This is a genomic window from Paraburkholderia kururiensis (assembly GCF_034424375.1).
Lineage (GTDB): Bacteria > Pseudomonadota > Gammaproteobacteria > Burkholderiales > Burkholderiaceae > Paraburkholderia > Paraburkholderia kururiensis_A.
Map to the genome: position 1 here is coordinate 3,447,436 of NZ_CP139965.1, position 24,518 is coordinate 3,471,953.

Below are 24,518 nucleotides of genomic sequence, written 5' to 3' on the forward strand. Positions count from 1 at the left end.
GAAGCATCATCACGTTGTTTTAGAATTGATACTGTTCATCAATTGCGGAGCGGTCATTGCTAGACAACTATTGGAAAACGTCGAATCAAATGAGAAATAATAAGGAGGGTTCCCAGATGCCAGCCGGTTCTTAATTTTTGCAAGAAATATGGGCATTGAGTTATTCGTATAAAGATAATCTACCCCCATCTTCTTCGTAGAATCTTGCGGCGGCCACCAATGGTCAAGCGTTAGTTGCGCGGCCACGGCTGATGCGACTGCGGTTCCTTGATCCATTTTTCCCTCTTTTTGCCAACATAACCACAGCGATCGAATTCAAAGCTACCCTTATCGGGCCTTTATTTTTCGGCATTCTTTTAGTTGCCCAAGCTGATGGATCACCTAGATCATTGCCAAGATTTATAGGCTAGGCGGAAGCAAGATGCAATTATTTCTGAAATCACACCCTGATATGCTCGAATGCGTCACAATTACCGATGCCGATGCCATCGCTGGCCCCGGATGGTCTCGTGACCCAAACGCAGCCACTGATGCGAAACGGAATGCGAACGCCGGCCCGGCCGGACAAGTCGGCTGTGCCGCAGAGAGGTATCGTCTTCAACAGAAGGACGCATGGGGCGGAAGTTGGTCCTCACGACGCTATATCGGAGATCGCTAGTGCATCTCTTGCCGCCACCGAGGTCGTGCCGGTTATGGTCCGACCAGACCATTGACGTCTTACTGTAAATCAAATCGGCCGACGGTATACCGGCGATCGTTCAGCGTCTTTGCATTGTCGCACAAGCGTTTTCAGCCAGACTCGATATATCCGTTCCGGTAACGCCGCCTTGCCACGTTCACCAGCAGAAACTATTTCCATGGCCCAGCGCTCGCGAGGCTCGGCTAACGCGACCAGCCAGAGCCCCCGAGACGCGCCGAACACATGACCGCTCAGAAGTCGCCAACGACCGTTCCACACTCATTTTCCGCTAGGCGTTGTCGACCATGACATTGCTGTCGTAGCGCCCGCTGCGAGCCTTCCGCTCTACAAGGTCCATCGGCGGCTTTTCAGCCACGAATCGCTGCTTGTCGAAATACGCAGCGAAGTGCCGTTTGGCAAGCTCCTCCGGGAGATAAGCAGTCGAGCGCCAGACTTGCCGCCAAGCTGTCAGCTCCCTCTCCGACTCGACGACATACACCGGGAAATCCACAACCCCACGTAGCCGTTGCACAGAGTCACGCCCGTTAAGCGGGCGGGGCTCCCGCACTTCGTCGCCGTTCTTGTCCCAACCGATCCAACGGCTGTAGTAACCCATTCCATGCGGCAACGGAACAAACTCGTAGTAGCGGCATTTCGGTTCTAACGGCAATCGCTTTTCGCAAATGCGTCGCATGAGGCCGAGCGAAACCGCTGCGAACGAATCGGTCGGAAGCTGGCTCATGGTGCGCCGGAAGTGGTGATAGCTTTGGAAACCGAGCGACCGAGCCTGGAAGTCCAGACGTTGACAATGGGAAAGGTCGGTCGGCGTATCAAGTGCGGTACAGAGGGTTTTCAGGCCATTTACAACGTCCAAATACTGGAACATCACATTCTCCGATGAAATCGTCGCCGCCAGGAATAGAACGCTGGCAGAGCTAAGCATGCTGCTTGCCCGATTGGCGACATTGGGGATGTGATTCGTCATGCACCCGCTGACTTTTCCCACGCAGCAGGGAGGTAGTCAGAAACCGTGCTCGTAGCGTAGCAGATCGCCAGCGCGTCCGAAAGGGGGCAGGTCCACCAGAAGAGGATGTGCGGGCGGCCAGTGCTTGCCCTTGCAATTATACGCAGATAGCGTATAATTTAACGATGCAAGCGACCTTCATCGAACTGCCGCCGTTTTCCCGTGAACGCGAGAACTACCTCGCGGATGACGAGTACGCCGTCCTGCAGAAAGAGCTGCTGGCTAATCCCGAGGCCGGTGACTTGATCAAGGGAACCGGCGGTCTGCGGAAGTTGAGGTTCGCTGACAAACGCCGCCAGAAAGGCAAACGTGGTGGCCTACGAGTAATCTATTACTATTGGGTTAGCGGTTACCAATTCTGGTTGTTCACACTGTACGACAAGGATGAAATGGCAGACCTAACCAGTGACGAGCGGAAAGCCTTCGCAAAGCTACTGGACAGAGAGGTCACGATACGGAGCAAGCGATGAAGAAGCGAAATCTCTTTGCTGAATTGACTGAGGGTCTCGACGCCCTTGCCGCCGAGCGCGACGAGAAAATCACGCTGCGCAAGATCAAGGCTGAGGCGCCCGATGCGCTCGACGTTTCACCAGCCGAAATTAAGGCCGTGCGCGAAGCCTCTCACGCGTCTCAAGCTGTCATGGCCCGAAGCCTGCGCATCAACGTGCGTACGTATCAGAATTGGGAACAAGGTAAGGCCAAGCCCAATGCACAGGCCGCCACGCTGATCCGACTGGTCGCCAAGCACCCCGAAACGCTTCAGATGCTGGAAACGCTCTGAATGACGTCCGATTGCGGGCACCGTCCAGCATCGCCTATCGTCGTCTCGCTACAAGCAGCGTGACACGACGGTATTTGCGACGGTATACGAGCAACTTTTCTCGATGCCGCCTATGTGGGGCTTGGTGTTCCAGCCAGACTCAACATAATTGCGCGGTATGTGGAGCGGATGCTCTCGCTCGAGCAGGACAGCCGCAGGCCGCTATAACGCGCGCACCTATGCCAGTGGGGCGCAGCAACGGCCACCACGTATAGAAACGGATATTGCGTCCCAAAGGCCGCGCAGCCGGAGCCCGGCTATCTCCCTCTTTCTTCCAGCCTGAACGCAGCCGCCCGCATGCCCAAGGCCATCCCTCCCGACCTGCAGACAAGCCACGGCAGCGGCCGTGCGCTCGCGCGACACTATCCGCGTGGTCTTTACATCGAGCCCCACGCGCACGACTGGGCTCAGGTGCTCTATGCGGTGGCGGGCGTGATGTGGGTGGAAGCCGGCAACGAAGCGCTGATGGTGCCGCCGCAGCGCGCGGTGTGGCTGCCGCCAGGCACCGTCCACGCCATCCGCATGTTGAGCGCGGTCGAAATGCGCAACGTCTACCTGCGCAGCAACTACGTGCAGCATCTGAGCAGCCGGTGCGACGTCTTCGAGGTCAACGGTCTGCTACGCGAGTTGATCAGCGCCATTGCGGAGCACGAGCAGGATCGCGACGATGCCTATCTGGACGCCGCCTTTCGCATGATCGTGCTCGAACTCGAACATGCGCCGCAACACGCGTTGCGCATCCCACTGCCCAGCGCGCAGGCCGACCGCCGGCTCGGGGCGCTCTGCGAAGCGGTGATCGCCAATCCTTCCATCGATGTCGGCTTCGAGCAGCACGCCGCCCGCGCTGGCGCAAGCGTGCGCACGCTCGCCCGGTTGTTCACGCGCGAACTGGGCGTAGGTTTCGCCGAGTGGCGCCGCCAGGTGCAGCTCGCCGTTGCCGCGTCGCGCCTTGCCGAAGGGCAGCCGGTGGACCGTGTGGCGCGCTCGCTCGGCTACCGGCCCAGCAGCTTCAGCGACATGTTCCGCCGCGAACTCGGCGCATCGCCCACGGGCTTCTACACGCGCGCGACGCTGGCCGGCGAAGAACCAGCGCCTGGCGACGCTGCCGCCGGCGCACCGGACGGCCAGAGCCGCGTCGACACTTCGACTGGCTGACCGCGGCACTGTGCCGGGTAGCGCATAGCGCAATAACGCACAAGGCGGAACGGGCAAACGCCCGCCACGGCACTCGCCCGCCAAAGCTGCCGAACGCCCCTTGTCCGAAAATCGAAAGCACTTGTCCGCTCGACGGATTGCACGCCACCTACACTTCCGACCGTACGCCGCCCTTGCGCGGCCACACCATCCCATACAGGAGCGGTCGCCATGAAAGCCATCCGGTTCAACAGCTTCGGCAGTCCAGACACACTCGAATACGTCGACGTGCCCACGCCCCAGCGCGACGGCGATTCGGCCGTCGTGAAGATCGTCAGCGCGTCGATCAATCCGAGCGACGTCAAGAACGTCTCCGGCCATTTCGAACACACCACGCTGCCGCGCATTCCGGGGCGCGACTTCAGCGGCGTGGTGGTGGACGGCCCGCCGGAGTGGATGAGCGCCGAAGTCTGGGGCACCGGCGGCGACATCGGCTTCACGCGGGACGGCACCCACGCGCAATTCATCCACGTCCCGGTCGCGGCCCTCTCGCGCAAACCGTCGAACCTGAGCCACGAAGAGGCGTCGGCGATCGGCGTGAACTTCGTCGTCGCGTGGCTCGGCACGGTGGATTACGCGCAGTTGCGCGAAGGCGAAACCATCGCCGTGATCGGTGCGGGCGGCGGCGTGGGCGGCGCCGTCACGCAGATCGCCAGGGCGCGCGGTGCCCGCGTGATCGGCGTGGATCGCCACCCGCCGCGTGCTGACTCACCCGCCGGACGGCTGATCGACCACTATGTTCCGCTCGACGCCTCCGCCGTCGAAACCGTCAAGACGTTGACCGACGGCGGCGCGGACGTGGTCTTCGACACGGTAGGCGGCGTCGTTTTCGAAACGGCGCTCGCCCTCGTGCGGCGCCGCGGCCGCGTGGTCGAAATCAGCGCGACGGGCCGGCGGCGCGTCGAATTCGACCTGATCGACTTCTATCACAACGAGACGCAACTCTTCGGCGCCGACAGCGCCAAGCTGGGCGTGGCGGAATCCGCGCGGCTCATGAACGCACTTGTGGACGGTTTCGAAAGCGGCAAGCTCGCGCCGCCCGTCATCGCGGCGCGTTTCGGCCTTGACGCCGCGCAGGAGGCGTACAAGGCCGTGGCCGCGGGCACCGCCGGCCGCGTCGTGATCGCGATGTGAAGGGAGCCGGCCATGCTGAAAACGTATCTGGTCTCACTTGCCGTGGGCGTGCTCGTCGGAGTCATCTACAGCGTGCTCGACGTGAAGTCTCCCGCGCCGCCCGCCGTGGCGCTAGTCGGCCTTTTGGGCATGCTCGCGGGCGAGCATCTGCTCGCGTTCGCCCATTCGCTCGCGGCACGCCTGCTGGGCTGAACGCGCCGGGTCATCGGGCACCGCCCACCGGCAGGGAAAGCGCGGAGGCCTTTTCCATACGGCCGAGGGGACGGGTGCGTCAGCGTGGCGTAAAATACGCGCTTTCTCCAGATTGCCCCGAACATGACGCTCGCCTCTACCCCTGAGATCATCGCCGAACTGAAAGCCGGCCGGATGGTGATTCTCGTCGACGAAGAAGACCGGGAAAACGAAGGCGATCTCGTCATTGCGGCCGACTTCGTCACGCCGGAAGCCATCAACTTCATGGCGCGCTATGGGCGCGGGTTGATCTGCCTCACGCTCACGCAGGAACGCTGCAAGCAGCTGAACCTGCCGCTCATGACCTATCGCAACGGCACGCAGTACGGCACGGCGTTCACGGTGAGCATCGAAGCCGCCGAAGGCGTGACCACCGGCATCTCCGCTGCGGATCGGGCTCGTACCATCACGGCCGCGGTCGCACACGACGCGCGCCCCGAGCACATCGTGCAGCCGGGCCACGTGTTCCCGATCATGGCGCAGCCAGGCGGCGTGCTCGTGCGCGCCGGCCACACCGAAGCCGGCTGCGACCTCACGGCGCTCGCGGGCCTCACGCCCGCCTCCGTGATCTGCGAAATCATCAAGGATGACGGAACGATGGCGCGCCTGCCGGACCTCATCGATTTCAGCAAGGAACACGGCATCAAGATCGGCACGATCGCGGACCTGATCCACTACCGCAGCCGCACCGAATCGATCGTCGAGCGGGTGGCCGAGCGCACCATGCAAACCGCGCACGGTCCGTTCCACGCGGTCATGTACGTCGACCAGCCCACGCGTATGCCGCACATCGCGCTGGTGCGCGGCACGCCCCATCCGGATCAGGACACGCCCGTGCGTGTGCACGAGCCGCTTTCCGTGCTCGATCTGCTGGAAACCGGCGCCTCCACGCACTCGTGGACGCTCGACGCGGCAATGAAGGAAATCGCGGCGCGCGAACTCGGCGTCATCGTGCTGCTCAACTGCGGCGATACCAAGGACCATCTGATCGACGTCTTCAAGGCATTCGACCAGAAAGAGCGCGCAGAGGCCCTCGCGCGGCGCCCGGTCGACTTCAAGACCTACGGCGTGGGCGCGCAGATCTTGCGCGAACTCGGCGTGGGCCGCATGCAGGTGCTCTCCAGGCCGAAGCGGCTCGGCAGCATGTCGGGCTACGGCCTCGAAGTCACGGGCTTCATGCCGATGCCCGGCAGCAAGGAATCGCTGCCGCCCTACCCGCCCGAGACCCAATCGCCGCACGACTGAAACACGCGCGGCCCACTATCGAAGGCTCACGGCACATTCAGGCCTCTTCACGCTCAACCCGACACTACGGATCTCATATGGAAATCGGACAATACCAACCGAATCTCGACGGCGACGGCCTGCGCGTCGGCATCGTGCAGTCGCGCTTCAACGAGCCGGTATGCAACGGCCTGGCTGACGCGTGCATCGAAGAACTCGAACGCCTCGGCGTGGCTGGCGAAGACGTGCTGCTCGTCACCGTGCCCGGCGCGCTGGAAATTCCGCTCGCGCTGCAAAAACTCGCGGAAAGCGGCCAGTTCGACGCGCTCATCGCACTCGGCGCGGTGATTCGCGGCGAGACCTATCACTTCGAGCTCGTCTCGAACGAAAGCGGCGGCGGCATCACACGCGTCGCGCTCGACTTCGGCATTCCGGTTGCCAACGGCGTGCTCACCACCGACACCGACGAGCAGGCCGTGGCCCGCATGACCGAAAAGGGTCGTGACGCCGCCCGCGTTGCCATCGAGATGGCCAACCTGGCGGTCGCGCTGGAGCAACTCGACGGCGACGACGAAGAAGACGAGGACGAGGAAGACGAAGAGGAACGGGCATGAAGAGCGCACGCCGACGCTCCCGCGAACTGGCCACGCAGGGGCTGTATCAGTGGCTGCTTTCGGGCGTGCCCGCCGGCGAAATCGACGCGCAATTGCGCGGTTCGCAGGGTTACGACAAAGCCGACCACGAACACCTCGAAGCGATCCTGCACGGGGTGATCCGCGAGTCGGACACGCTTTCCGCCGACATCACGCCGTGCCTCGATCGTCCGATCGAACAGCTCTCACCGGTCGAACGCGCCGTGCTGCTCGTCGCCACATACGAACTCAAGCACCACATCGACGTGCCCTATCGCGTGGTGATCAACGAAGCCGTGGAACTCGCCAAGACGTTCGGCGGCTCGGACGGCTACAAGTACGTGAACGGCGTGCTCGACAAGCTCTCGGCGCAACTGCGCCCCGACGAATCGCAGGCCGCTCGCCGCCGCTAAGCCTTCAGCCCGAGCCGCTAAAACCAAAGTCGCCGGGCACCCGCAGGAACTGGAATCACCGTATGAACTCCGTAGCCGAACCGCTGCTGCGCCTTGCTGCCCGCGTCGACGCCATCCAGCCGTTCTATGTGATGGAACTGGCCAAGGAGGCGGCGCTGCTCGAGCAAGCCGGCCGCAACATCATCCACATGGGCATCGGCGAGCCGGACTTTACGGCGCCCGAACCCGTCGTCGAAGCCGCCGCGGCCGCGCTGCGGCGCGGTGTGACGCAGTACACGAGCGCCGTCGGCATCGCCGCGCTGCGCGAAGCCATTGCCGGTCACTACGAGCAGGCTTTCGGCGTCAGCGTGGACCCGGCGCGCATCGTCGTGACGGCGGGCGCGTCGGCGGCGTTGCTGCTCGCGTGCGCGGCCCTCGTCGATCGCGACGACGAAGTACTCATGCCCGACCCATGTTATCCCTGCAACCGGCACTTCGTGGTCGCAGCGGAGGGCAAGCCGGTGCTGGTGCCGAGCGGCCCGGCCGAACGCTTCCAGCTGACGGCAGACGACGTCGAGCGCCTGTGGACCGCGCGCACGCGAGGCGTGCTACTCGCCTCGCCGTCGAACCCAACGGGCACGTCCATCGAGCCGGCCGAGCTGGAGCGTATCGTCCAGGCGGTGCGTGCGCGCGGCGGCTTCACGATCGTCGACGAGATCTACCAGGGGCTCAGCTACGGCGCGCGCCCAGTCTCGGCGCTGACCCTCGGCGACGACGTCGTCACGGTGAACAGCTTCTCGAAGTACTTCAACATGACCGGCTGGCGGCTCGGCTGGCTCGTGGTGCCGCCCGCGCTGGTGAGTGCCTTCGAAAAACTCGCGCAGAACCTGTTCATCTGTGCCTCGGCACTCGCGCAGCACGCGGCACTCGCCTGCTTCGAGCCTGACACGCTCGCCATCTACGAAGCGCGGCGGCGCGAATTCCAGGCGCGGCGCGACTACATCGTGCCGGCCCTGAAGTCGCTCGGCTTTTCCGTGCCTGTGATGCCCGACGGCGCGTTCTACGTCTACGCCGATTGCACGGGCATGCCTCATCCCGCAGCCGGCGACAGCGACGCGCTGACGAAAGCCATGCTCCACGACGCAGGCATCGTGCTCGTGCCGGGCATGGACTTCGGCACGAACGAGCCGCGCCGCTATATTCGCCTCTCCTATGCGACGGCGCAGGCGAAGCTCGAAGAAGCGGTGCAGCGGTTGCGGGTATTGTTCGAGCGCACGGGGCGCTGAAGAGAAGCGCTTCATGGCGGGCCGGCCGAGCAGCGTTGCCCGCGATTCACCAACGAAAAAAGGGCGCCGCGAGGTGCCCTTTCTCTTTTCCGCCTGCTTGCGCCGGTCTATCTGGCCGGCGGCCATGCCGTCTTTGGTCCGCGCGAAGCGGCTTCCGCGTTGCTGCGCCCTCGTCAGGCGCCCATCTCAGACGACGGGTGTTTCTGCGCACTCGTGCTGGCGTCGTCTTGCGCCGGCACGTGGGCCGTTGCGGCCGCAGCCTTGTCCGAGAGCGGATGTGCGCCGTCGAGCGTAACCTGCACGCGCTTCGCGGAAGCGACCGTGGTCTGCGACTGCTGGGCCGGCGCGGCAGCAGTGGCCGGTGCCTGAGGTGCATTGATCGGTACTTTCACGCCGCGAGCCACGTCGCGCAGACGGCTGCGCTCGGCGATCACCTTCGCGCCGTAGCCGCCGTCGTCCTGCGTCGACGCTCCGACATACAGGCGCAGGCCACCCGCGAGGGAGCCACCGCGTGCGATGCAGTCCTTGAGAACCAGCGCGCCGACCTTGATGTTTGCGAGCGGGTCGAGCGCGGCGCTCTTGCCGCCGAAATACTGGAACTTGTCGGAATGGACCTTCGACATGACCTGCATGAGGCCCTGCGCCCCGACGCCGCTCTCGGCATACGGATTGAAGCCGGATTCGATCGCCATCACGGCCAGCAGCAGGAGCGGATCGAGGCCGACTTCGCGGCCGGTGTCGAATGCTGCCTTAACGAGTTCTCCCACTGGCTCCTGCGCCACGCGATAGCGACGCGACAGATACGTCGCGACGAGCGCCTGCTCACGCACGGAAACGAGCACGCGGTTGTCGCGCGCATCGGCGGCGACGCGCTGCGACGGGATCATCCGCGCGAGTTCGCCGACGCTCGGCAGCGACCGCGGGTCGAGACCGTTCAATGTGACGGACGCAAACGGCGAGGGCGCAAAGGCGGCGCCGTTGCTGTCGGCCGGAACGTCCGACATCGATACGGGGGCCACGCCACCAGCGACCGCCGCAGGATCGCTCGCCATGGAGGCCAGCGAGCCGTCCGACGCGCCGCTACGAGCGCCCGGCGGGGCAAACGACGGCAACGGATTGCCTTGCAACAGCCGCGCCGGACCGGCCTGGACCGCCGCCGAAACGAACGGCATGACACGGGCCGCGAAGGTGCCGCGCCAGCTCGGCATCAGCCAGAGGGCGAGCGCGAACAGGACGGCCACGCCGCCTACCACGCTGAAGAGATGGTGACTCAACCGCGTCCCACGGCGCAGAACGGCACGCAAACTTTGCGTCAGCCGCTCGGCGAACCGTTCATCGGGACGCCACGTTAACCAGGTGTTCATTCGGATCTCCCATGTTGCATGACCCGGTGAACGTGTCGGCAAGCCGACGTACAGCCATTCGAAGGGTCAAAGACGCCACGCGCTCTGGTTGGTGCGGTAGCGTCGGGAAACGGCAGGTGCGCCGTACGGGGAGTCATCCACAAAGGTCGGGCGGCATGTGTCGAAGACATGCGCGCAGCGACTCCCACGCGAAAAGCCGGCGTCACGTGGCGCCGGCGAGGACAACAAATCTAGACCGTTCAGTAGCCGTGCAGGGGTCGGCAAACGGTGACGCGTTGCGTCTGAAGGACCGGGGGCGATGGTAAAGAATTCAAGCCCTGCACCCAATGTCGAGCGATTCTAGCAGGGTTTTATAGATCGTCAACACTATAGCACGTCACAACTATAACCAAATGTAATAATGAACAGCGTTCAGCGTGTGGAGACCCGCTCACCAAGCGCGTTTCGGGACCATCGCGATTTCGGGTGCCAACGTGCGGCGAGCAACGCAGGTAAAATCGACAACCGTTTTGGGCGCCGCGGCACCTCGTATCGTCCGCCCGTTGCGCCTACCTCTTCGGCCCCGCCGCGCTCGCGCGGCCCTGACCCATCCGAATGAAATACAAAGATCTGCGCGACTTCATCAGCCGTCTCGAGACGCTCGGCGAACTTCGCCGCATCGGCCAGCCGGTGTCGCCTGTGCTGGAAATGACCGAGCTGTGCGACCGCGTGCTGCGGGCCGGCGGCCCTGCGCTGCTGTTCGAGCATCGCGGCCAGCATGGGTTCCCGGTGCTCGGCAACCTCTTCGGCACGCCTCGACGCGTGGCGCTCGGCATGGGCATCGACGCTTCGGAGTCCGACGGCGACGGCGCCGCGCTGGAGTCGCTGCGCGACGTCGGCCGGCTGCTCTCCACCCTCAAGGAGCCCGAACCGCCGCGCGGCTTCAAGGACGCCGGCAAGCTCTTCACGCTCGCCAAGGCCGTATGGGACATGGCGCCGAAAACGGTTGGCTCGCCGCCCTGCCAGGACATCGTCTGGGAAGGCACGGACGTCGACCTGGCGAAGCTGCCCATCCAGACCTGCTGGCCCGGCGACGCCGGGCCGCTCGTCACGTGGGGGCTCACGGTCACGCGCGGGCCGAACAAGGTGCGGCAGAACCTGGGCATCTACCGGCAGCAGCTGATCGGGCGCAACAAGCTCATCATGCGATGGCTCGCGCACCGCGGCGGCGCGCTGGACTTTCGCGAGTTCGCACTGCGCGACCCCGGCAAGCCGTATCCCGTCGCGGTCGTGCTCGGCGCCGACCCCGCCACGATACTGGGCGCCGTGACGCCGGTGCCGGACACGCTTTCCGAGTACCAGTTCGCGGGACTCTTGCGCGGCGCCCGTACCGAACTCGCGTCGTGCCTGACGCCGGGCGTCGATACGTTGCAGGTGCCGGCGCGCGCCGAGATCGTGCTCGAAGGCTTCATCTATCCGCAGGATCCGCACACGCTCCCCGCGGCACCGGAGGGCGCGCCGCCGCGTCCGTCGAAAGGCGCGGCTGCCGCATATGAGCATGCGCTGGAAGGCCCTTACGGCGATCACACCGGCTACTACAACGAACAGGAGTGGTTCCCGGTTTTCACCGTGGAGCGCATTACGATGCGGCGCGACGCGATCTATCACTCCACCTATACAGGCAAGCCGCCAGACGAGCCAGCCGTGCTCGGCGTCGCACTCAACGAAGTGTTCGTGCCGCTGCTGCAGAAGCAGTTCCCCGAAATCACCGACTTCTATCTGCCGCCCGAAGGCTGCAGTTACCGCATGGCCATCGTGCAGATGAAGAAGAGCTACCCGGGTCATGCCAAGCGAGTGATGTTCGGCGTATGGAGCTTCTTGCGCCAGTTCATGTATACGAAGTTCATCGTCGTGGTGGATGAAGACGTGAACATCCGCGACTGGAAGGAAGTGATCTGGGCCATCACAACGCGCATCGACCCGGCGCGCGATACGGTGCTCGTGGAGAACACGCCCATCGACTATCTGGACTTCGCCTCGCCCGTGGCGGGTCTCGGCTCCAAGATGGGCCTCGACGCCACGAACAAGTGGCCCGGCGAGACCAGCCGGGAATGGGGACGTCCCATCGTGATGGATAGCGCGGTCAAGACGCGCGTCGATCGCCTGTGGGACGAACTAGGGTTCGGCGGCAGCTGAAAAGGCGATGGTAGCGAGACCCTGCGCGCAAGTCGTCACAACAATCAGAAACTGGAGTTTGTTTTCGCATGCCCGCCCTCTCGATGTTCTCGGACGGCTTTTTTCTTTCGCTGTCGCTGTGCCTCGATATCGGACTAGTGAACGTAGCGATGATCTCGCTCACGTTGACACACGGCTTCAAGCCGGGATTCTGGCTAGGCCTCGGCTCCTGCCTGGGTGATCTCATCTACGCCGCGCTCGCGCTCGCGGGCATGGCCGCGCTTCTGCAGTTCGCGCCGGTGCGATGGGTGGTCTGGATCGGCGGCGGCGCCATTCTGCTCTTCCTCACGTGGAAGATGGCGAGAGAGGCCATCAATCCTGCCGCGGCCCCCGCCGTGGCCGGCGAAGCCGATGCCAGCACGCCGCACCTCAGTCCCTCGCGCGGCTTCACGCGCGGCGCATTGCTCGCGCTCTCGTCGCCGACCGCGATTCTGTGGTTCGCCGCAGTGGGCGGCGCGCTGATCGCGAAGTCCGGTGCGACAAATGCAGGCGGCGCGGCAGTGTTCCTGACCGGCTTCTTCGTGGGCGGTCTCGCCTGGACACTCTTTCTGTGCAGCCTCGCGAGCCACGGCCGCAAACGGGCGGGTCCAGGGTTGCTGCGCGCGTGTCATGTCCTTTCTGCGCTGCTTTTCGCCTATTTCTCGTGGAGCGTGATCGTGAACGGCTACCACGACCTCATCGTCGTGCAGCACGCGCAGAGCGGCGGCGTACTGTAAACGCGGAACGGCGCAACGGGGGGAACCCTCACGTTGCGCCGTCCGTATCAGAGCTACGTTGGTGCGGTTGCTAGCAAATGCATCGGTCGCCGTCCGGCATCTGGCCGTGAATCAGCGCCTCCAGTGACCGCCTCCCCAATAGCCGCCGTGATGCCAGTACGGCCGGCCCCAGTAACCTCCCACGACCACGCCGGGCGGCGGGCCATAGTAGTAAGCCGGCGCCGGCGCATAGACGACGGGCGGCGGTGGCGGTGCGTAGTAGACAGGCGGCGGCGCTGCGTAGACAGGGTAGGCGGGCGCCACAGGCACCCCGATGCCCACGCCGATCGACACGTGAGCCTCGACCGCACTCGCGAGCCCCAAACCGAGCGCGGCGGCAACAACAAACGAAACAGTCTTCTTCACTTCTCTTCTCCTTGCGGCACGGCACCGTGCCGGCCCGCACGACGGTACTGTCATGCATCTAATGTAACGAAAAGGCCGTTACGCCGCCGACGGCATTTGTTGCAAATTGCAAGGTCCGTAAACGCGTGGGCAAGCAACGGGAACGGCCGCTGTACATTGGATTCACACCGTCCCACCGAATTCAAGATAAATCGAGGCACTTGCTGAGCGGTGTCGATAGTCAAAAGCCGTTTTACCGCGTCGGCTCGCGCGTTCCGTGCCTGACCGGTAATGTTTAATTACAAATTGGGGCGTCAAAGAAGAGACAGCGGCCGCCACGAAAGGCGCGAGGAAAAACAAAACGCCCGGCGTCTGGCCGGGCGCTCGGATCTGTTCGGAAAGCGACTCGCTGAGTGAAGCCCACTCCCCTATCCGACTTTGACGTACGTGAATTCGCGAGTCACGCTCGGCGGCACATAGGCCCCACCAATCTGCACGCGTGGCGTCAGACGTTTTCTTTGGTCCCACCACCGGCGGCGCTGCGAGTGGGTTAGGAACCGCAGGTGTTTCCGGTAAGAAAAGATGCTCATGGTGAACTCTCCCGAAACGAACTGCCGGATAGAACCAACACGACGATCAACCACAACGGAAAGCCGGAACCAGGCAGAAATTGTGCGCCCGTTCCGTCGAGCCAAAGGCACGGCGCGTACATGAGGGGTGGCATCCGCCATACCCGGCCAGGACTGTTCTGAGGAAAGTGTCCGCAGCAACGTACCGGACGGTAGCGGACATCGCACCACGGGCGAGTGTCAAGCGCTGTGGCCGCCCGGACGTGTCACCGGTATCACCCTTTTGATCGGCGATACTCCACCCTTCCGTATTCATTTCGTCGGAGCAGAAACCATGTCTCTGTCCCCACTACCGCGCATCGGGTTCATCGGCGCGGGGCGTATCGCATTCTGTCTCGCGCACGGCTTCTCGCGCGCCAGCTACCCCGTGGCAGCCATCGCGAGCCGCACGCCGGATTCGGCCCGTGCGCTCGCCGGGCAAATCGGCCAATGCGCTACGTACGACGATCCACAAGACGTGGTGGACGCAGCCGATATCGTCTTTCTAACCGTCCCGGACGACGCCATCGGTTCGACAGCGAACAGTCTTCGCTTCGCCCCTTCGCCTGCGCGCGCCGGCGCATGGGCCCTCGTGCATTGCAGTGGCGCGTCGCCTGTGGAACTGCTTTCGGCCGCTCGAGACCAGGGCGCCACCACCGGCGGTTTTCACCCACTCTACCTGTTCGCCGGAAATCTCGCAGACCTGGCGCGCATCGCGGGCTGCTCCGTCACCATCGAGGCGGACGGACCCCTCAAGGAGGCTCTCACGGATCTCTCTCGCGCGCTCGGCTGCCATCCGCTCTCGATCCCGTCTGGCGGCCGCATGCTGTACCACGCCGCCGCGCACTATGCCGCCAGCTTCGCGCTATGCAGCCTCGCGGAGTGCGTCAGCCTGTGGCACAAGCTGGGTTTCGACGAGAACGATGCGCTGCGCGCCGTCCTGCCCATGCTTTCAGGCACGATCGAAACAGCTCGCGACAAAGGGTTGGTCAACGCGCTGGCCGGCCCCGTGTCGCGCGGCGACGCGGGCGTCGTCGAAAAGCAGCTGGCGCTGCTCGAATCGATGGGCGGCGACCATGCGCCGCTCTACGCACTCATGACCCGGCGCGCCATCCGGCTCGCACGCCGGCGCAAGACGCCGCCCGCGACAATCGACACCATGGCGGACGCCGTCGAGGCATCGCTCGCGCGCACGCTCGGCCGCATTCCGGCGGATGCAAGCGGCGAGTAAGCCGTGATAATGTGACGACCGGCGCGGCGCCGCATACTGGCCGCGCGAAGGCGGCGCGGGGCGCCTGCCTTCCGGGCGCTCACGCGAGGCTGCGCCCGACGCGGAACACCATTCGACAACAAGGCCGGCGCATCCACCGATGCGCCCTGAAAGAAAAGGACACGCGATGTTCGGCGATATCGCCCGCTTTCTGCTCAATACCGTTTTCACGTTGTTCGGCGCTGCCCTGCTGCTGCGCGCCTGGCTGCAGTTCGTGCGCATGCCGCCGTACAACCCCGTCTCCAGCGCCGTACTGCAGGTCACCAACTGGCTCGTGCTTCCGCTGCGTCGGGTGATACCGGGCACGCGCGGTATCGACTGGGCGAGCGTGGTCGCAGCGCTGATCGCAGCGCTCGTCTATGTCGTGCTGATGGTGTTGATCGCAGGTGTCGAACCGCTCGGGCTGCTGCCCATGTTGCTCCTCGTTGCCGTGCTGACGGTGGTGAAATGGGCGCTCAACCTGCTCATCTGGCTCACGATCCTGATGGCGCTGCTGTCGTGGCTCAATCCGCGCTCGCCCGCCATGCCGATCCTCTATCAGCTCACCGCGCCGTTCCTCAACCCGCTGCGCCGCGTCGTGCCTCAGGTGGGCGGCGTCGATCTCTCGCCCATCCTGCTCTTCGTCATCGTGCAGGTGCTTCTGATGGTCGTGACGCGACTGGCGGTGTCGCTCACGCTGTTCGGCATTTGAATGCGGCAACGCTCGCGTGCCGCGCCTGCGGCGCGCGAGATTGCGGAATTCACGCAAAACCGCGTAGAATTGCGTGCTCCGCGGGCGTCGTATAATGGCTATTACCCCAGCTTCCCAAGCCCCTGCGCGTTACTCAAACCACTATTCACGCGCGTTCTCACTTCGGGTTTTCTCCCGAGTCCACGAAGCCCCACTGTTCACGCGGGCTTTACGGCGATGCCAGTTTCCATGCTAGCTTCGATTACGGAAGGCTGCTGTCGTGCTGGCTCTAAAGTTCCATTTCCATGATGCGGTTATCCGTGCATCTCGACTGCATTCGGCAGGACTCCTCAAACAGCAAACTCCACTTCCGATCGCGCTGGCCCTTCGGCGGGATTACCGAAGCCCGTTTAGTTCTTAATTACTGTCCGGAGAAATGGCTGTTACTGCAGCGCCTAGATTGCTCCGAAGCGCTTCAATAGTTCGAGCTGTTTCTGCAGTTTCTCGATGTCCATGCTGGAGTCGAGCGTAACATTCACATTAAAGACAGCGCGCGGTCCACTTTGGGTTGTTCCCATCGATGGTGTCGCCGCTGCGATGTTCGCACCATTACCGTTCCCTGCCGCGGCCTCGTTACCCATATCAACGGAAGGATTGCTCTGCCCAGTTTCAGCCACGTCTGTCAATGCGCTTGCTGGTAAGTCGGGATTCATGTCCTCAGCGGGAATCCCAACAGGCATCGCCGAAGCATCGTCCGATGTCATGTGCGTTACACGATCTCCTTCGACAGTCACCAGACCAGCGGTCGTCAGGCCGGAGACATATAAATCCACGCAGGTTTCTGTTTCGTCAGGGTGAACCTTCAGGTCGGCAGCACGTTGCTTCAGCTTGGATTTCGTTACGGTATCACCGTGAAAGGTATCGAACAGTTTTTTGAATACGACCGGTTTTAACACGGCCCTTCTGTACAGCGGGATTAACTCCTCTTGCGGCGCCGCCACGATTTGCTTGGCCAATTCGTCAGCAGAGAAGTTCGACTTCGCGTCGCCCTTCAGGAAGCCATACTGCCTCAGTGCAGACACGCGTACATCTCCCAGACCGGTCTTGGCTCCAACCACACCGGAAAAGATGACTTCCTTCGGTTGCGCGCTAGTGTGCGTCTTGCTAACCAACTTCCGTGCATATCCAAGTGCATCTACAAGCGCTACTCGTGGAAAAATGGTGCCGCCCTTTCGCCCGCCTTTCGGCATCGATCGTGCCTTCTTCTGTGCAGTCGTCATACCTCATCCTTCAGTGCGTTGAGTAGGTCGTCCAATGTAGTGGCCTAATGAACCCGGACACTGATTTAGGCGAGAATGCTCGCCATGGAGAGGTGTCTGATGCCGAAGCAACGTCGTTCGTTTTCCCCCGAGTTCAAACAGCAAGCAGCCAGCCTGGTGCTTGACCAGGGCTATAACTTTTCAGAGGCGAGCCGTTCGGTCGGCGTCGGCGAGACGGTGCTGCGCCGCTGGGTGCAGCAACTTCAGATGGAACGCCAGGGCGTCACGCCGAAGGGCAAGGCAATCACGCCGGATCAACAGCGTATTCAGGAACTCGAGGCGCGTATCGAACGCCTCGAGCGTGAGAAGGCCATTTTAAAAAAGGCTACCGCGCTCTTGATGTCGGAAGGCATCGAACGTACGAAGTAATTGATCAGATTGGCGCAAGCGAATCGGTCGAGCTGATCTGCGCGGTATTCGACGTGTCGCGGTCCTGCCTGTATGCCCACCGAGGGCGAGCCCGACGTGTTGATGCCGAGCGAATGGCACTGCGTAGCCGGGTACACGAGCTGTTCATCGAGAGTCGAAGCTCAGCCGGCAGTCGCAGCATCATGGGCATGATGCGCGAGGAAGGTACGGCGATTGGCCGCTTCAAGGTCAGCCGCTTGATGGAAGAGCTGGGGTTGATTTGCAAGCAACCCGGCAGTCATGCGTACAAACAGGCGACGGTTGAGCGGATCGATATTCCGAACCATCTCAACCGTCAGTTTGAGGTTGGTGCGCCGAATCAGGTCTGGTGCGGCGACATCACGTATGTCTGGGCACAAGGCCGTTGGCATTATCTGGCGGTCGTGCTCGACCTGTTCACGCGGCGAGTTGTCGGTTGGGCTTTCTCGACACGCCCGGACGCCGATTTGGTCGTGCGGGCGTTGGAGATGGCCTACGAGCAACGAGGCCGACCGCAAGGGTTGTTGTTTCACTCGGACCAGGGCGGCCAATACGCAAGCCGGAAGTTCCGTCAGCGTCTGTGGCGCTACCGGGTAAAGCAGAGCATGAGCCGTCGTGGAAATTGCTGGGACAATTCCCCGATGGAGCGGCTGTTCCGCAGCTTCAAGACGGAATGGCTGCCGTCAGTGGGTTACATGTCGGCGCAGGAAGCACACCGGGATATCAGTCACTACCTGATGCATCGGTACAACTGGATACGGCCGCATCAGTTCAACGACGGACTGGCGCCCGCTGTCGCGGAAGAAAAACTTAACGCAGTGTCCGGAATCAGTTGACCACTACACAAGCCGGCCTTATAAGACTTCGAAAAGTCTGCGTACTTCTTGTCGGCGAGAATCTGTGGCATAGGGGACTCATCGAGCTTCAGCGGGAGGATATGGACCTTCCGCCGTTGTACCTCATTGACGAGCGCGTTGTTCAGTTCCTTCTGAACCCAAGGCGAGTTCGCAGAACTCTCACTCATCCCGATCAGGAAGAAATCCGAGCCAGCCAAACCTTGCGCAATTTTCTCCGGTATGGAATCTCCTACCCGTATTCGCTGCTCATCAAGCCACACGTCAACCCCGTTCGCGGTGAGGTCAGCAGCGAGTTGCCGAATGAAGGGCTTGTCAATGGAACTGTGTGACAAGAACGCAATGCGACGTCCCTTCTCGTCCTTGTGACGCTGCTCTTTTTTGCTTTCAGCCGCATCAACAAGATCCTCGGCGATTAGAGCCGGTTGCAATGCACCAAGTGACTGGGCCCATTCAAGCAGAGGATTGATGTCGGCAGGGACAAACGGCGTAATGCCCGCAATGGTCGCTGCCTTGCGAAGAGCAACATCCGTCTTATCACCCAGCCTCAGAAACTGACGAACGCCTGTTAGGAGGGGCAGCCGAACTAGTGCTTCCCTGACCACCGCCTCCTTCTGTTCTTTCGATCCTTTATAGGGATAGGGAAGCACCAAGGCGTAACCTGCGCCGACACTATCAACCATCCCGATCTGGCACGCGTTTTTGAGCAACTTTCCCGCAGTCCTAGGATCAATCCCTGCGAATTGGGCAATCTGACCGTTTGACGGCGTATCCAGCCACGCGATTGCATCCAGGACAATGAATAATGAATCAAGCTTGGCGGGTTCGAATCGCTGTGAATTGGTGGAACTGGAAAGTCTTTTCGCGGGCGATTTCCGTGCAGTGGTTTTCTTCGTCGTTTGCGTCACCATAGCGTTTCTTCGTTAGTCGTAGCGGAATCACTTCAAAAGCATGCAGGGACGGCATTTCCCCCGTGTGTCGCCACTCCGTGCAATCTAACATGTCCACAGGGTATGGCACGACGATCTGGATGATCGATGAGTGCGTAGCCATCGACCTCGGACGACGGCTCCTGACCCAACTCCGATGGCAGGGCCACCGCTCCGTCATCAACCCACGCCAGTTTCGATACCAGAGTCCAAACCACCCCACTCCCCAAACCACCAAAATCCCTGTAAAATTACTGGCTCCGCGGGCGTCGTATAATGGCTATTACCCCAGCTTCCCAAGCTGGAGACGTGGGTTCGATTCCCATCGCCCGCTCCACCAGGCCCCACAAGCCTTGCTGGCATCCCCACCGGCCAGCGCTTCTCCCACCACCAGTCTCCCGGTCAAACAAGTCGAACGGCGACTCGCGCCGCTGCTGCGCTACGCTTGTAATGTGACGCAACACATCCCTCGCCAAGCTGGGAATTTCCACGCGGATCAATTGTCTGTGTACGGTTAATATCCGTTTTCCGCGTGTTCTTTTGCGTGGCCGCACAGATGGACCGCTTCTTCATGTCGCGCTCGCGTGCAATTTCCCTGCTCGTCGAGACTCGCCAATCGATGCTTGCCGAGGCCGACCATTCGTCGTCGCCCACGGAGACTCAGCGCATGCGCGTGGCGGTCGGCCAGATCGACCGCCTGCTGCTCGACGTGCGCGCCGGCCGCACGCGCGAGTTCGAACTCGGCGGTCCCACACCGATGCGCGTCGTCGTATCGCTATAGGCGCAGCCGCGCCGCGCCCCCGTCTCAGATCGCTCAATCCTTCCAGGCCGAACCGAGGATGATCGAGCAGAAGTTCTCGCGGTGATAGTGCGGGTCCTTGAGCGCCAGCACGTCCGCCTTCACGTTGCCGAACGTCGTTTCCGGCTTGTGCATCGTCCCGCACGCGAACGCGTGAATGATGCCCTCCTTGAACCCGTGCCCGCGCGGGTGTGCATGCGTCACCTCATGACGCTGCTCGTCCGTGAACTCGTGGTACGCGAGCCCGAGCACGTCCATCTCGACCCCCGCCGTCACGAGCGCCACCACCGGCCGCTTGTGCTTCGGAATGCCCGGCGTGGTGTGCAGCGCAATGGCATCCCAGACGTCATCGATGTCAGACTCCGCGATACCATGCCGACGCAGAAAATCGCGTGCCGCGTTGGCGCCGTCCACCTCGAAGCGTTCGTCCTTGCTGCTATAGGGCTCGACAAGCCCCATGTCGTGAAACATCGCGCCGATGTACAGCAGTTCGGGATCGTAGACGAGCCCCTTGCGCTCGCCCGTCAATGCGCCGAACAGAAACACACGGCGCGAGTGGTGAAACAGCAGGTCCGTTTCCGTGTCGCGCACGAGTTCGGTCGCTTCGCGCGCCATCGCGCTGTCGGGAATCTTGATGCCGGCAATCGTCTGTGTCATGTGGAACCTCGGTGAGAGTGAGCCCGCGCACGTCGTACGGACAACGCGGACAGATTGTGACGGCGGCCGACGTACGCTGCAACGGAGGCAGGGCACGTCACACCGCCTGCTCGATGGGCGCACAGGCGCCCGCATGCGGGTGTGGCCGCTCGTCGCGTTTGGTCGACGCTGGGCGCCGACACGGGATCGCTGGCGGAAAAGGTCGCTTTCAATGCCTCGTCGAGCAGGGCTTCGAGCCCGCGAGGCGTATCGCGTAAGGGCAGCACCGGCCGAGGCGCGCAATGGGCGCCGCGAAGGTGCCGCCTGTTGGCGCCGATGGCTTTGCTATGCTCGTGCATCGTTGCTCTCCGGAAGCGAATTCCCATGCCACCGAGTATTGGCGAGCGCGCATGCATGGGCAACGCCGGCGCACCGCCGGACACTGCCAAACGCACGTCGTCTTCTGCCGGGCGTATAGCCGCAGCGATACATGCCGCAGACACGCACGGCACGACGAATTGAAGCAGCGCTAGAGAACCCAGAGGACCCATCCCCATGCGGACCGTCGCAATTGCGATCTTCAGAGGCGTGCAGGCGCTCGACGTCGCGGGCCCGGTCGACGTGCTCGGCGAGGCGAACGAGTTTCTTGCCCCCGAGGATCGCTATGACGTCAAGCTGCTCGCCGATACCGCGGGCACGGTGCGGGCCTCCAACGGCCTGACGCTCGCGCCGCACGACACGTTCGCGCGCGGGCCGGGCCGCTTCGATCTCGCACTGGTGGCAGGCGGTCCGTCACTGCCGCGAGGCGACGCGCCGTCCGGCGTCACGGAATGGTTGTCGGACGTCGCAGCGCGCTGTGACCGCTACGGTTCCATCTGCACGGGCGCCTTTGCACTAGGTCGCGCGGGTTTGCTCGACGGGCGTCACGTCACGACGCACTGGCAGCACGCGCAGCAGTTGGCCGACCAGTTTCCGCACGCGCGCGTGGACTTCGATCGCATCTATCTGCGCGATGGGCCGCTCGTGACGTCGGCGGGCATTACGGCCGGCATCGACCTCACGCTGGCGCTGGTTGCCGAAGACCACGGCCCGCAGCTTGCGCTTGCCGTTGCGAAGCGGCTCGTGGTGTTCGCGCAGCGCCAGGGCGGCCAGTCGCAGTTCAGCCCTTACCTCACGGCGCCTGCCGACGACACCTCGCCGGTCGCCAAAGTGCTGGCTCACGTGATGGCGCACATCCGCGAGTCGTTCACGGTGAGCGACCTCGCGCAAATCGCAGGCATGAGCGCACGCAACTTCGCGCGCGTGTTTGTGCAGCAGACCCACATCACGCCGCACGAGTTCGTCGAGCGAGCGCGCATGGACACCGCGCGCAAGCTGCTGGAGAGCACGGATGCGCCGTTGAAAACGATCGCCTACGACTGCGGATTCGGCACGTCGGACCGCATGCGGCTCGTCTTCGTGCGGCGCATCGGCGCAACGCCGATGCAATATCGCGAGCGCTTTCGCGCCACGCTGCAACGTCGCGGCGATACCGGCGCAGCGCGCGAGGAAAGTCAGCGCTGACCGGCAGGTCGTACCGTGCGGCGGCATGAAAGAAGCGCTGCCACGATGCCTGCCGCAACAGGGGCCACGCCCTGAATGTTTCGGACAACAACACAACTGCCGCGCCGCAAAGCCCCGCGCGGCTACCGCGGAATTACGCCCTCAACGCCCCGCTTATCCACGCATTGCTTTGCCGTCACGCTCTCTACAGTCACGTTGCGCGGCACCGTATTGACCGCGCAATTCGTCTGGAGAAGTTCTTTGAAGATTCTGATCAAGCTCGCGGCTGTCGCAATCGGCGGCGCGTTCTGTGCCGGTCACGCGGCGGCGCAGGAAATCTATCTGCAGGGCGGCACGCAAGGAGGCGGCGCGGGCCTCGCAGTGGGCGTGACCAACTGGCTCGGGCTGCATGCCGACGTTAACGGCTTCGCCTTCAATCACTCGTTCAACGCGGGCGGTAACGAGTTCAACGGGCATCTGCGCATCTTGCACGGCGGCGGCTATCTGGACCTGTTCCCGTTCGCGAGCAGTTCGTTCCGTCTGACGGGCGGCCTGCTTCTGGATGCCGACCGGCTCCAGGGTAACGCGGTGCCAACCAACGGCACGTTCTCGCTCAACGGCAAGGCCTACCCGGCGCTGCCCGGCGCCTACGCGAACGCGACGGTGAAGTACCCGGTGGCGATGCCATACTTGGGCATCGGCTTCGGTCACAAGCCGACATCGAAGGGCTTCGGGCTTGTGGCCGACGTGGGTGTGGCCTACGGACGCCCGCGCGTCGACTTCAGTGTTTCGCCCGACCTGCAGGCGCTCGCGGACGGCGACATCCAGCGGGAAGAGCAGAAGATCCGCGATTCGGTGCAGCGCTACCGCTTCTATCCGATCGTCCAGATCGGCGCGAGCTACCGCTTCTAAGGCGGTCGCACCCACCCCGCGAAGCGCTTCCTGCCGGCACACGAAAGGCGGCCCCTGGCTCAAGGGCCGCCTGGCTGCGCTGCTATAATCCGCGCCTGCGAAACCAACGGACACGGCGCCGCCAGTGCAGTGCGGCAGCAGGCGTTTGCACGGGTGCGGGCGGTGAACTGCCGGCATCCTTCGAGACGAGCTGCGCGGTTGAAGCGCATATGAGCGCGGACTGAGAAAGCGGGCATTCGCGCCGGGGCATAAGGCCAGGCAATGCGGGCTCTGCCCGGCGATACCGATCCAGGCTTGCGTCGCGCGTGCGCTTACCGGCAAGGCGCCCTGTTCGCCTCCGTTCGCCACATCAGCCGCGGCCACCGCATCGCGCTTCGGAGCATGCGCTAAATGCGCCACGTTTTGCCGTGCTCCGTCCACCGGTCTATCGCTGTCGCGCCCGCGCCCCGGCCTCTTGCGGCCAAACGCGACATCCGAACCTTGCCTCATCCGCTTACCGCTGTCCCACACCATGACTCACGATCAGAACGACGCCGATCTGCCCGGCAACACGCCCGCCGCAAACCCGCCTGCTGAAGCCCAGCAGCCCGATCCGTCTGCGGACGAAGCAACCGACGACGTGCTTCACCGCCGTCGCATCCGCAGCTTCGTGACGCGCGCGGGACGCGTTTCCACGGGCCAGCGCCGCGCCCTCGACGAGCTGGGTCCGCGCTTCGTCGTGCCGTATGCGGCCGAGCATCCGGACTGGGACGTCGTGTTCGGCCGCAAGGCGCCGCGTGTACTGGAGATCGGTTTTGGCATGGGCAACAGCACGGCCGAGATCGCCGCGCACCGTCCCGGCGACGACTTTCTCGGCGTCGAGGTGCACGAGCCGGGCGTGGGCGCATTGTTGAAGCTGATCGGCGAACACGAGCTGACGAACATCCGCATCGTGCAGCACGACGCCGTCGAGGTGCTCGAACACATGATCGCGCCCGCCAGCCTCGACGGCGTGCACATCTTCTTTCCCGATCCGTGGCACAAGGCGCGCCATCACAAGCGTCGGCTGATCCAGCCGCCTTTCGTCGCGCTGCTTGCCTCGCGCATGAAGCCGGGCGCCTACCTGCATTGCGCAACGGACTGGCAGAACTACGCCGAACAGATGCTGGAAGTACTGCGCGCCGAGCCCGCGCTCGAGAACACCGCGCCCGAATACGCGCCGCGCCCCGACTATCGTCCGGTGACGAAGTTCGAACGCCGCGGACTGCGACTAGGCCATGGTGTGTGGGATCTGATTTTCAGGCGTCGCGCGGACTGAC

25 protein-coding genes and 1 tRNA gene are annotated in these 24,518 nt (G+C 63.2%); 19 read left to right on the plus strand and 7 right to left on the minus strand.

All coding sequences use genetic code 11. From position 1 onward, the window contains the following. Window positions 1–9 precede the first annotated feature (9 nt). Together U0042_RS15300 and U0042_RS15305 are read right to left on the minus strand one after the other, a co-directional pair. A complete protein-coding gene (locus tag U0042_RS15300) occupies window positions 10–276 on the minus strand; it encodes a hypothetical protein (RefSeq protein WP_157977938.1) in 267 nt (88 codons plus the stop codon). Window positions 277–968: 692 nt separating this feature from the next. Continuing rightward, a complete protein-coding gene (locus tag U0042_RS15305) occupies window positions 969–1,664 on the minus strand; it encodes a hypothetical protein (RefSeq protein ID WP_157977939.1) in 696 nt (231 codons plus the stop codon). A 164-nt stretch (window positions 1,665–1,828) separates the two neighbouring features. Between U0042_RS15305 and U0042_RS15310 the strand changes: the two genes are divergently transcribed. The 9 genes from U0042_RS15310 to U0042_RS15350 all read left to right on the plus strand — a co-directional run bounded on the left by U0042_RS15310 (window position 1,829) and on the right by U0042_RS15350 (window position 8,616). Then, window positions 1,829–2,173 (plus strand): toxin, encoded by a 345-nt coding sequence (locus tag U0042_RS15310; protein ID WP_114815366.1) that lies wholly within the window; start codon window positions 1,829–1,831, stop codon window positions 2,171–2,173. Beyond that, the gene (locus tag U0042_RS15315; RefSeq protein ID WP_114815367.1) at window positions 2,170–2,484 is read left to right on the plus strand and encodes a helix-turn-helix domain-containing protein; all 315 of its coding nucleotides are present in this window, start codon (window positions 2,170–2,172) and stop codon (window positions 2,482–2,484) included. The genes U0042_RS15310 and U0042_RS15315 overlap by 4 nt, the downstream gene beginning before the upstream one ends. Window positions 2,485–2,820: 336 nt before the next feature. Beyond that, window positions 2,821–3,678 (plus strand): AraC family transcriptional regulator, encoded by an 858-nt coding sequence (locus tag U0042_RS15320; RefSeq protein WP_232833656.1) that lies wholly within the window; start codon window positions 2,821–2,823, stop codon window positions 3,676–3,678. 210 nt (window positions 3,679–3,888) lie between these two features. Continuing rightward, window positions 3,889–4,851, plus strand: a complete 963-nt coding sequence (locus U0042_RS15325; protein ID WP_114815368.1) for a quinone oxidoreductase family protein — start codon at window positions 3,889–3,891, stop codon at window positions 4,849–4,851. Between the two features lie 12 nt (window positions 4,852–4,863). Beyond that, window positions 4,864–5,043: a DUF1427 family protein gene (locus U0042_RS15330; RefSeq protein ID WP_232833657.1), complete on the plus strand. Its 180-nt coding sequence runs from the start codon at window positions 4,864–4,866 to the stop codon at window positions 5,041–5,043. A 123-nt stretch (window positions 5,044–5,166) separates the two neighbouring features. Beyond that, window positions 5,167–6,327 (plus strand): bifunctional 3,4-dihydroxy-2-butanone-4-phosphate synthase/GTP cyclohydrolase II, encoded by a 1,161-nt coding sequence (gene ribBA / locus U0042_RS15335; RefSeq protein WP_114815369.1) that lies wholly within the window; start codon window positions 5,167–5,169, stop codon window positions 6,325–6,327. A gap of 77 nt (window positions 6,328–6,404) precedes the next feature. Then, window positions 6,405–6,920: a 6,7-dimethyl-8-ribityllumazine synthase gene (gene ribH, locus U0042_RS15340; protein ID WP_114815370.1), complete on the plus strand. Its 516-nt coding sequence runs from the start codon at window positions 6,405–6,407 to the stop codon at window positions 6,918–6,920. Then, the gene (gene nusB, locus U0042_RS15345; RefSeq protein WP_017774466.1) at window positions 6,917–7,351 is read left to right on the plus strand and encodes a transcription antitermination factor NusB; all 435 of its coding nucleotides are present in this window, start codon (window positions 6,917–6,919) and stop codon (window positions 7,349–7,351) included. The genes ribH and nusB overlap by 4 nt, the downstream gene beginning before the upstream one ends. A 62-nt stretch (window positions 7,352–7,413) precedes the next feature. Beyond that, window positions 7,414–8,616, plus strand: coding sequence for a pyridoxal phosphate-dependent aminotransferase (locus tag U0042_RS15350; protein ID WP_114815371.1), 1,203 nt, complete (start codon window positions 7,414–7,416; stop codon window positions 8,614–8,616). Window positions 8,617–8,789: 173 nt separating this feature from the next. On the opposite strand, the gene U0042_RS15355 is transcribed toward U0042_RS15350, so the two are convergent. Further along, window positions 8,790–9,980 (minus strand): transglycosylase SLT domain-containing protein, encoded by a 1,191-nt coding sequence (locus U0042_RS15355; protein WP_114815372.1) that lies wholly within the window; start codon window positions 9,978–9,980, stop codon window positions 8,790–8,792. 594 nt (window positions 9,981–10,574) lie between these two features. Between U0042_RS15355 and U0042_RS15360 the strand changes: the two genes are divergently transcribed. Both U0042_RS15360 and U0042_RS15365 read left to right on the plus strand, forming a co-directional pair. After that, the gene (locus U0042_RS15360) at window positions 10,575–12,155 is read left to right on the plus strand and encodes a UbiD family decarboxylase (protein ID WP_114815373.1); all 1,581 of its coding nucleotides are present in this window, start codon (window positions 10,575–10,577) and stop codon (window positions 12,153–12,155) included. A gap of 68 nt (window positions 12,156–12,223) precedes the next feature. Then, window positions 12,224–12,910: a LysE family translocator gene (locus U0042_RS15365; RefSeq protein ID WP_114815374.1), complete on the plus strand. Its 687-nt coding sequence runs from the start codon at window positions 12,224–12,226 to the stop codon at window positions 12,908–12,910. A gap of 111 nt (window positions 12,911–13,021) precedes the next feature. On the opposite strand, the gene U0042_RS15370 is transcribed toward U0042_RS15365, so the two are convergent. Further along, window positions 13,022–13,369 (minus strand): hypothetical protein, encoded by a 348-nt coding sequence (locus U0042_RS15370; RefSeq protein ID WP_419150437.1) that lies wholly within the window; start codon window positions 13,367–13,369, stop codon window positions 13,022–13,024. 828 nt (window positions 13,370–14,197) lie between these two features. Here U0042_RS15370 and U0042_RS15375 point away from each other — a divergent pair. Next, window positions 14,198–15,133 (plus strand): Rossmann-like and DUF2520 domain-containing protein, encoded by a 936-nt coding sequence (locus U0042_RS15375; protein WP_114815376.1) that lies wholly within the window; start codon window positions 14,198–14,200, stop codon window positions 15,131–15,133. Window positions 15,134–15,299: 166 nt separating this feature from the next. After that, on the plus strand, window positions 15,300–15,863 hold the full coding sequence (locus U0042_RS15380; RefSeq protein WP_114815377.1) for a YggT family protein: 564 nt from the start codon (window positions 15,300–15,302) through the stop codon (window positions 15,861–15,863). Between the two features lie 434 nt (window positions 15,864–16,297). On the opposite strand, the gene U0042_RS15385 is transcribed toward U0042_RS15380, so the two are convergent. Then, the gene (locus U0042_RS15385; protein WP_157977940.1) at window positions 16,298–17,122 is read right to left on the minus strand and encodes a hypothetical protein; all 825 of its coding nucleotides are present in this window, start codon (window positions 17,120–17,122) and stop codon (window positions 16,298–16,300) included. A gap of 99 nt (window positions 17,123–17,221) precedes the next feature. Between U0042_RS15385 and U0042_RS15390 the strand changes: the two genes are divergently transcribed. Beyond that, window positions 17,222–18,384, plus strand: a protein-coding gene (locus U0042_RS15390; protein WP_327204982.1) for an IS3 family transposase whose coding sequence is annotated in 2 segments (ribosomal slippage) — window positions 17,222–17,477 and window positions 17,477–18,384 — 1,164 coding nt in all. Because the reading frame shifts where the segments join, the coding sequence is not laid out codon by codon here. On the opposite strand, the gene U0042_RS15395 is transcribed toward U0042_RS15390, so the two are convergent. Then, entirely contained in the window at window positions 18,315–19,313 is a 999-nt protein-coding gene (locus tag U0042_RS15395; RefSeq protein WP_114814668.1) for a toll/interleukin-1 receptor domain-containing protein, read from the minus strand. The genes U0042_RS15390 and U0042_RS15395 overlap by 70 nt on opposite strands. A 280-nt stretch (window positions 19,314–19,593) precedes the next feature. Here U0042_RS15395 and U0042_RS15400 point away from each other — a divergent pair. Further along, window positions 19,594–19,668 (plus strand) — tRNA-Gly (locus U0042_RS15400). Window positions 19,669–19,902: 234 nt separating this feature from the next. Beyond that, window positions 19,903–20,112: a hypothetical protein gene (locus U0042_RS15405; protein ID WP_198665413.1), complete on the plus strand. Its 210-nt coding sequence runs from the start codon at window positions 19,903–19,905 to the stop codon at window positions 20,110–20,112. Between the two features lie 33 nt (window positions 20,113–20,145). Here the strand turns inward: U0042_RS15405 and U0042_RS15410 are convergent, their stop codons facing one another. Next, entirely contained in the window at window positions 20,146–20,787 is a 642-nt protein-coding gene (locus tag U0042_RS15410) for an HD domain-containing protein (RefSeq protein ID WP_114814670.1), read from the minus strand. 534 nt (window positions 20,788–21,321) lie between these two features. Here U0042_RS15410 and U0042_RS15415 point away from each other — a divergent pair. The 3 genes from U0042_RS15415 to trmB all read left to right on the plus strand — a co-directional run bounded on the left by U0042_RS15415 (window position 21,322) and on the right by trmB (window position 24,517). Then, complete coding sequence (locus tag U0042_RS15415) at window positions 21,322–22,329, plus strand: GlxA family transcriptional regulator (RefSeq protein WP_114814671.1); 1,008 nt, start codon at window positions 21,322–21,324, stop codon at window positions 22,327–22,329. 240 nt (window positions 22,330–22,569) lie between these two features. Next, the gene (locus tag U0042_RS15420; protein WP_114814672.1) at window positions 22,570–23,220 is read left to right on the plus strand and encodes a hypothetical protein; all 651 of its coding nucleotides are present in this window, start codon (window positions 22,570–22,572) and stop codon (window positions 23,218–23,220) included. Between the two features lie 511 nt (window positions 23,221–23,731). Further along, complete coding sequence (gene trmB / locus U0042_RS15425) at window positions 23,732–24,517, plus strand: tRNA (guanosine(46)-N7)-methyltransferase TrmB (protein WP_114814673.1); 786 nt, start codon at window positions 23,732–23,734, stop codon at window positions 24,515–24,517. The last annotated feature ends 1 nt before the right edge of the window (window position 24,518 follow it).

Excerpts from the sequence above, each read along its gene's own strand:
- U0042_RS15300 (WP_157977938.1), bottom strand. The coding sequence starts at position 276 with ATGGATCAAGGAACCGCAGTCGCATCAGCCGTGGCCGCGCAACTAACG.
- U0042_RS15305 (WP_157977939.1), bottom strand. The coding sequence starts at position 1,664 with ATGACGAATCACATCCCCAATGTCGCCAATCGGGCAAGCAGCATGCTT.
- U0042_RS15310 (WP_114815366.1), top strand. The coding sequence starts at position 1,829 with ATGCAAGCGACCTTCATCGAACTGCCGCCGTTTTCCCGTGAACGCGAG.
- U0042_RS15315 (WP_114815367.1), top strand. The coding sequence starts at position 2,170 with ATGAAGAAGCGAAATCTCTTTGCTGAATTGACTGAGGGTCTCGACGCC.
- U0042_RS15320 (WP_232833656.1), top strand. The coding sequence starts at position 2,821 with ATGCCCAAGGCCATCCCTCCCGACCTGCAGACAAGCCACGGCAGCGGC.
- U0042_RS15325 (WP_114815368.1), top strand. The coding sequence starts at position 3,889 with ATGAAAGCCATCCGGTTCAACAGCTTCGGCAGTCCAGACACACTCGAA.
- U0042_RS15330 (WP_232833657.1), top strand. The coding sequence starts at position 4,864 with ATGCTGAAAACGTATCTGGTCTCACTTGCCGTGGGCGTGCTCGTCGGA.
- ribBA (WP_114815369.1), top strand. The coding sequence starts at position 5,167 with ATGACGCTCGCCTCTACCCCTGAGATCATCGCCGAACTGAAAGCCGGC.
- ribH (WP_114815370.1), top strand. The coding sequence starts at position 6,405 with ATGGAAATCGGACAATACCAACCGAATCTCGACGGCGACGGCCTGCGC.
- nusB (WP_017774466.1), top strand. The coding sequence starts at position 6,917 with ATGAAGAGCGCACGCCGACGCTCCCGCGAACTGGCCACGCAGGGGCTG.
- U0042_RS15350 (WP_114815371.1), top strand. The coding sequence starts at position 7,414 with ATGAACTCCGTAGCCGAACCGCTGCTGCGCCTTGCTGCCCGCGTCGAC.
- U0042_RS15355 (WP_114815372.1), bottom strand. The coding sequence starts at position 9,980 with ATGAACACCTGGTTAACGTGGCGTCCCGATGAACGGTTCGCCGAGCGG.
- U0042_RS15360 (WP_114815373.1), top strand. The coding sequence starts at position 10,575 with ATGAAATACAAAGATCTGCGCGACTTCATCAGCCGTCTCGAGACGCTC.
- U0042_RS15365 (WP_114815374.1), top strand. The coding sequence starts at position 12,224 with ATGCCCGCCCTCTCGATGTTCTCGGACGGCTTTTTTCTTTCGCTGTCG.
- U0042_RS15370 (WP_419150437.1), bottom strand. The coding sequence starts at position 13,369 with ATGACAGTACCGTCGTGCGGGCCGGCACGGTGCCGTGCCGCAAGGAGA.
- U0042_RS15375 (WP_114815376.1), top strand. The coding sequence starts at position 14,198 with ATGTCTCTGTCCCCACTACCGCGCATCGGGTTCATCGGCGCGGGGCGT.
- U0042_RS15380 (WP_114815377.1), top strand. The coding sequence starts at position 15,300 with ATGTTCGGCGATATCGCCCGCTTTCTGCTCAATACCGTTTTCACGTTG.
- U0042_RS15385 (WP_157977940.1), bottom strand. The coding sequence starts at position 17,122 with ATGACGACTGCACAGAAGAAGGCACGATCGATGCCGAAAGGCGGGCGA.
- U0042_RS15395 (WP_114814668.1), bottom strand. The coding sequence starts at position 19,313 with ATGGTGACGCAAACGACGAAGAAAACCACTGCACGGAAATCGCCCGCG.
- U0042_RS15405 (WP_198665413.1), top strand. The coding sequence starts at position 19,903 with ATGTCGCGCTCGCGTGCAATTTCCCTGCTCGTCGAGACTCGCCAATCG.
- U0042_RS15410 (WP_114814670.1), bottom strand. The coding sequence starts at position 20,787 with ATGACACAGACGATTGCCGGCATCAAGATTCCCGACAGCGCGATGGCG.
- U0042_RS15415 (WP_114814671.1), top strand. The coding sequence starts at position 21,322 with ATGCGGACCGTCGCAATTGCGATCTTCAGAGGCGTGCAGGCGCTCGAC.
- trmB (WP_114814673.1), top strand. The coding sequence starts at position 23,732 with ATGACTCACGATCAGAACGACGCCGATCTGCCCGGCAACACGCCCGCC.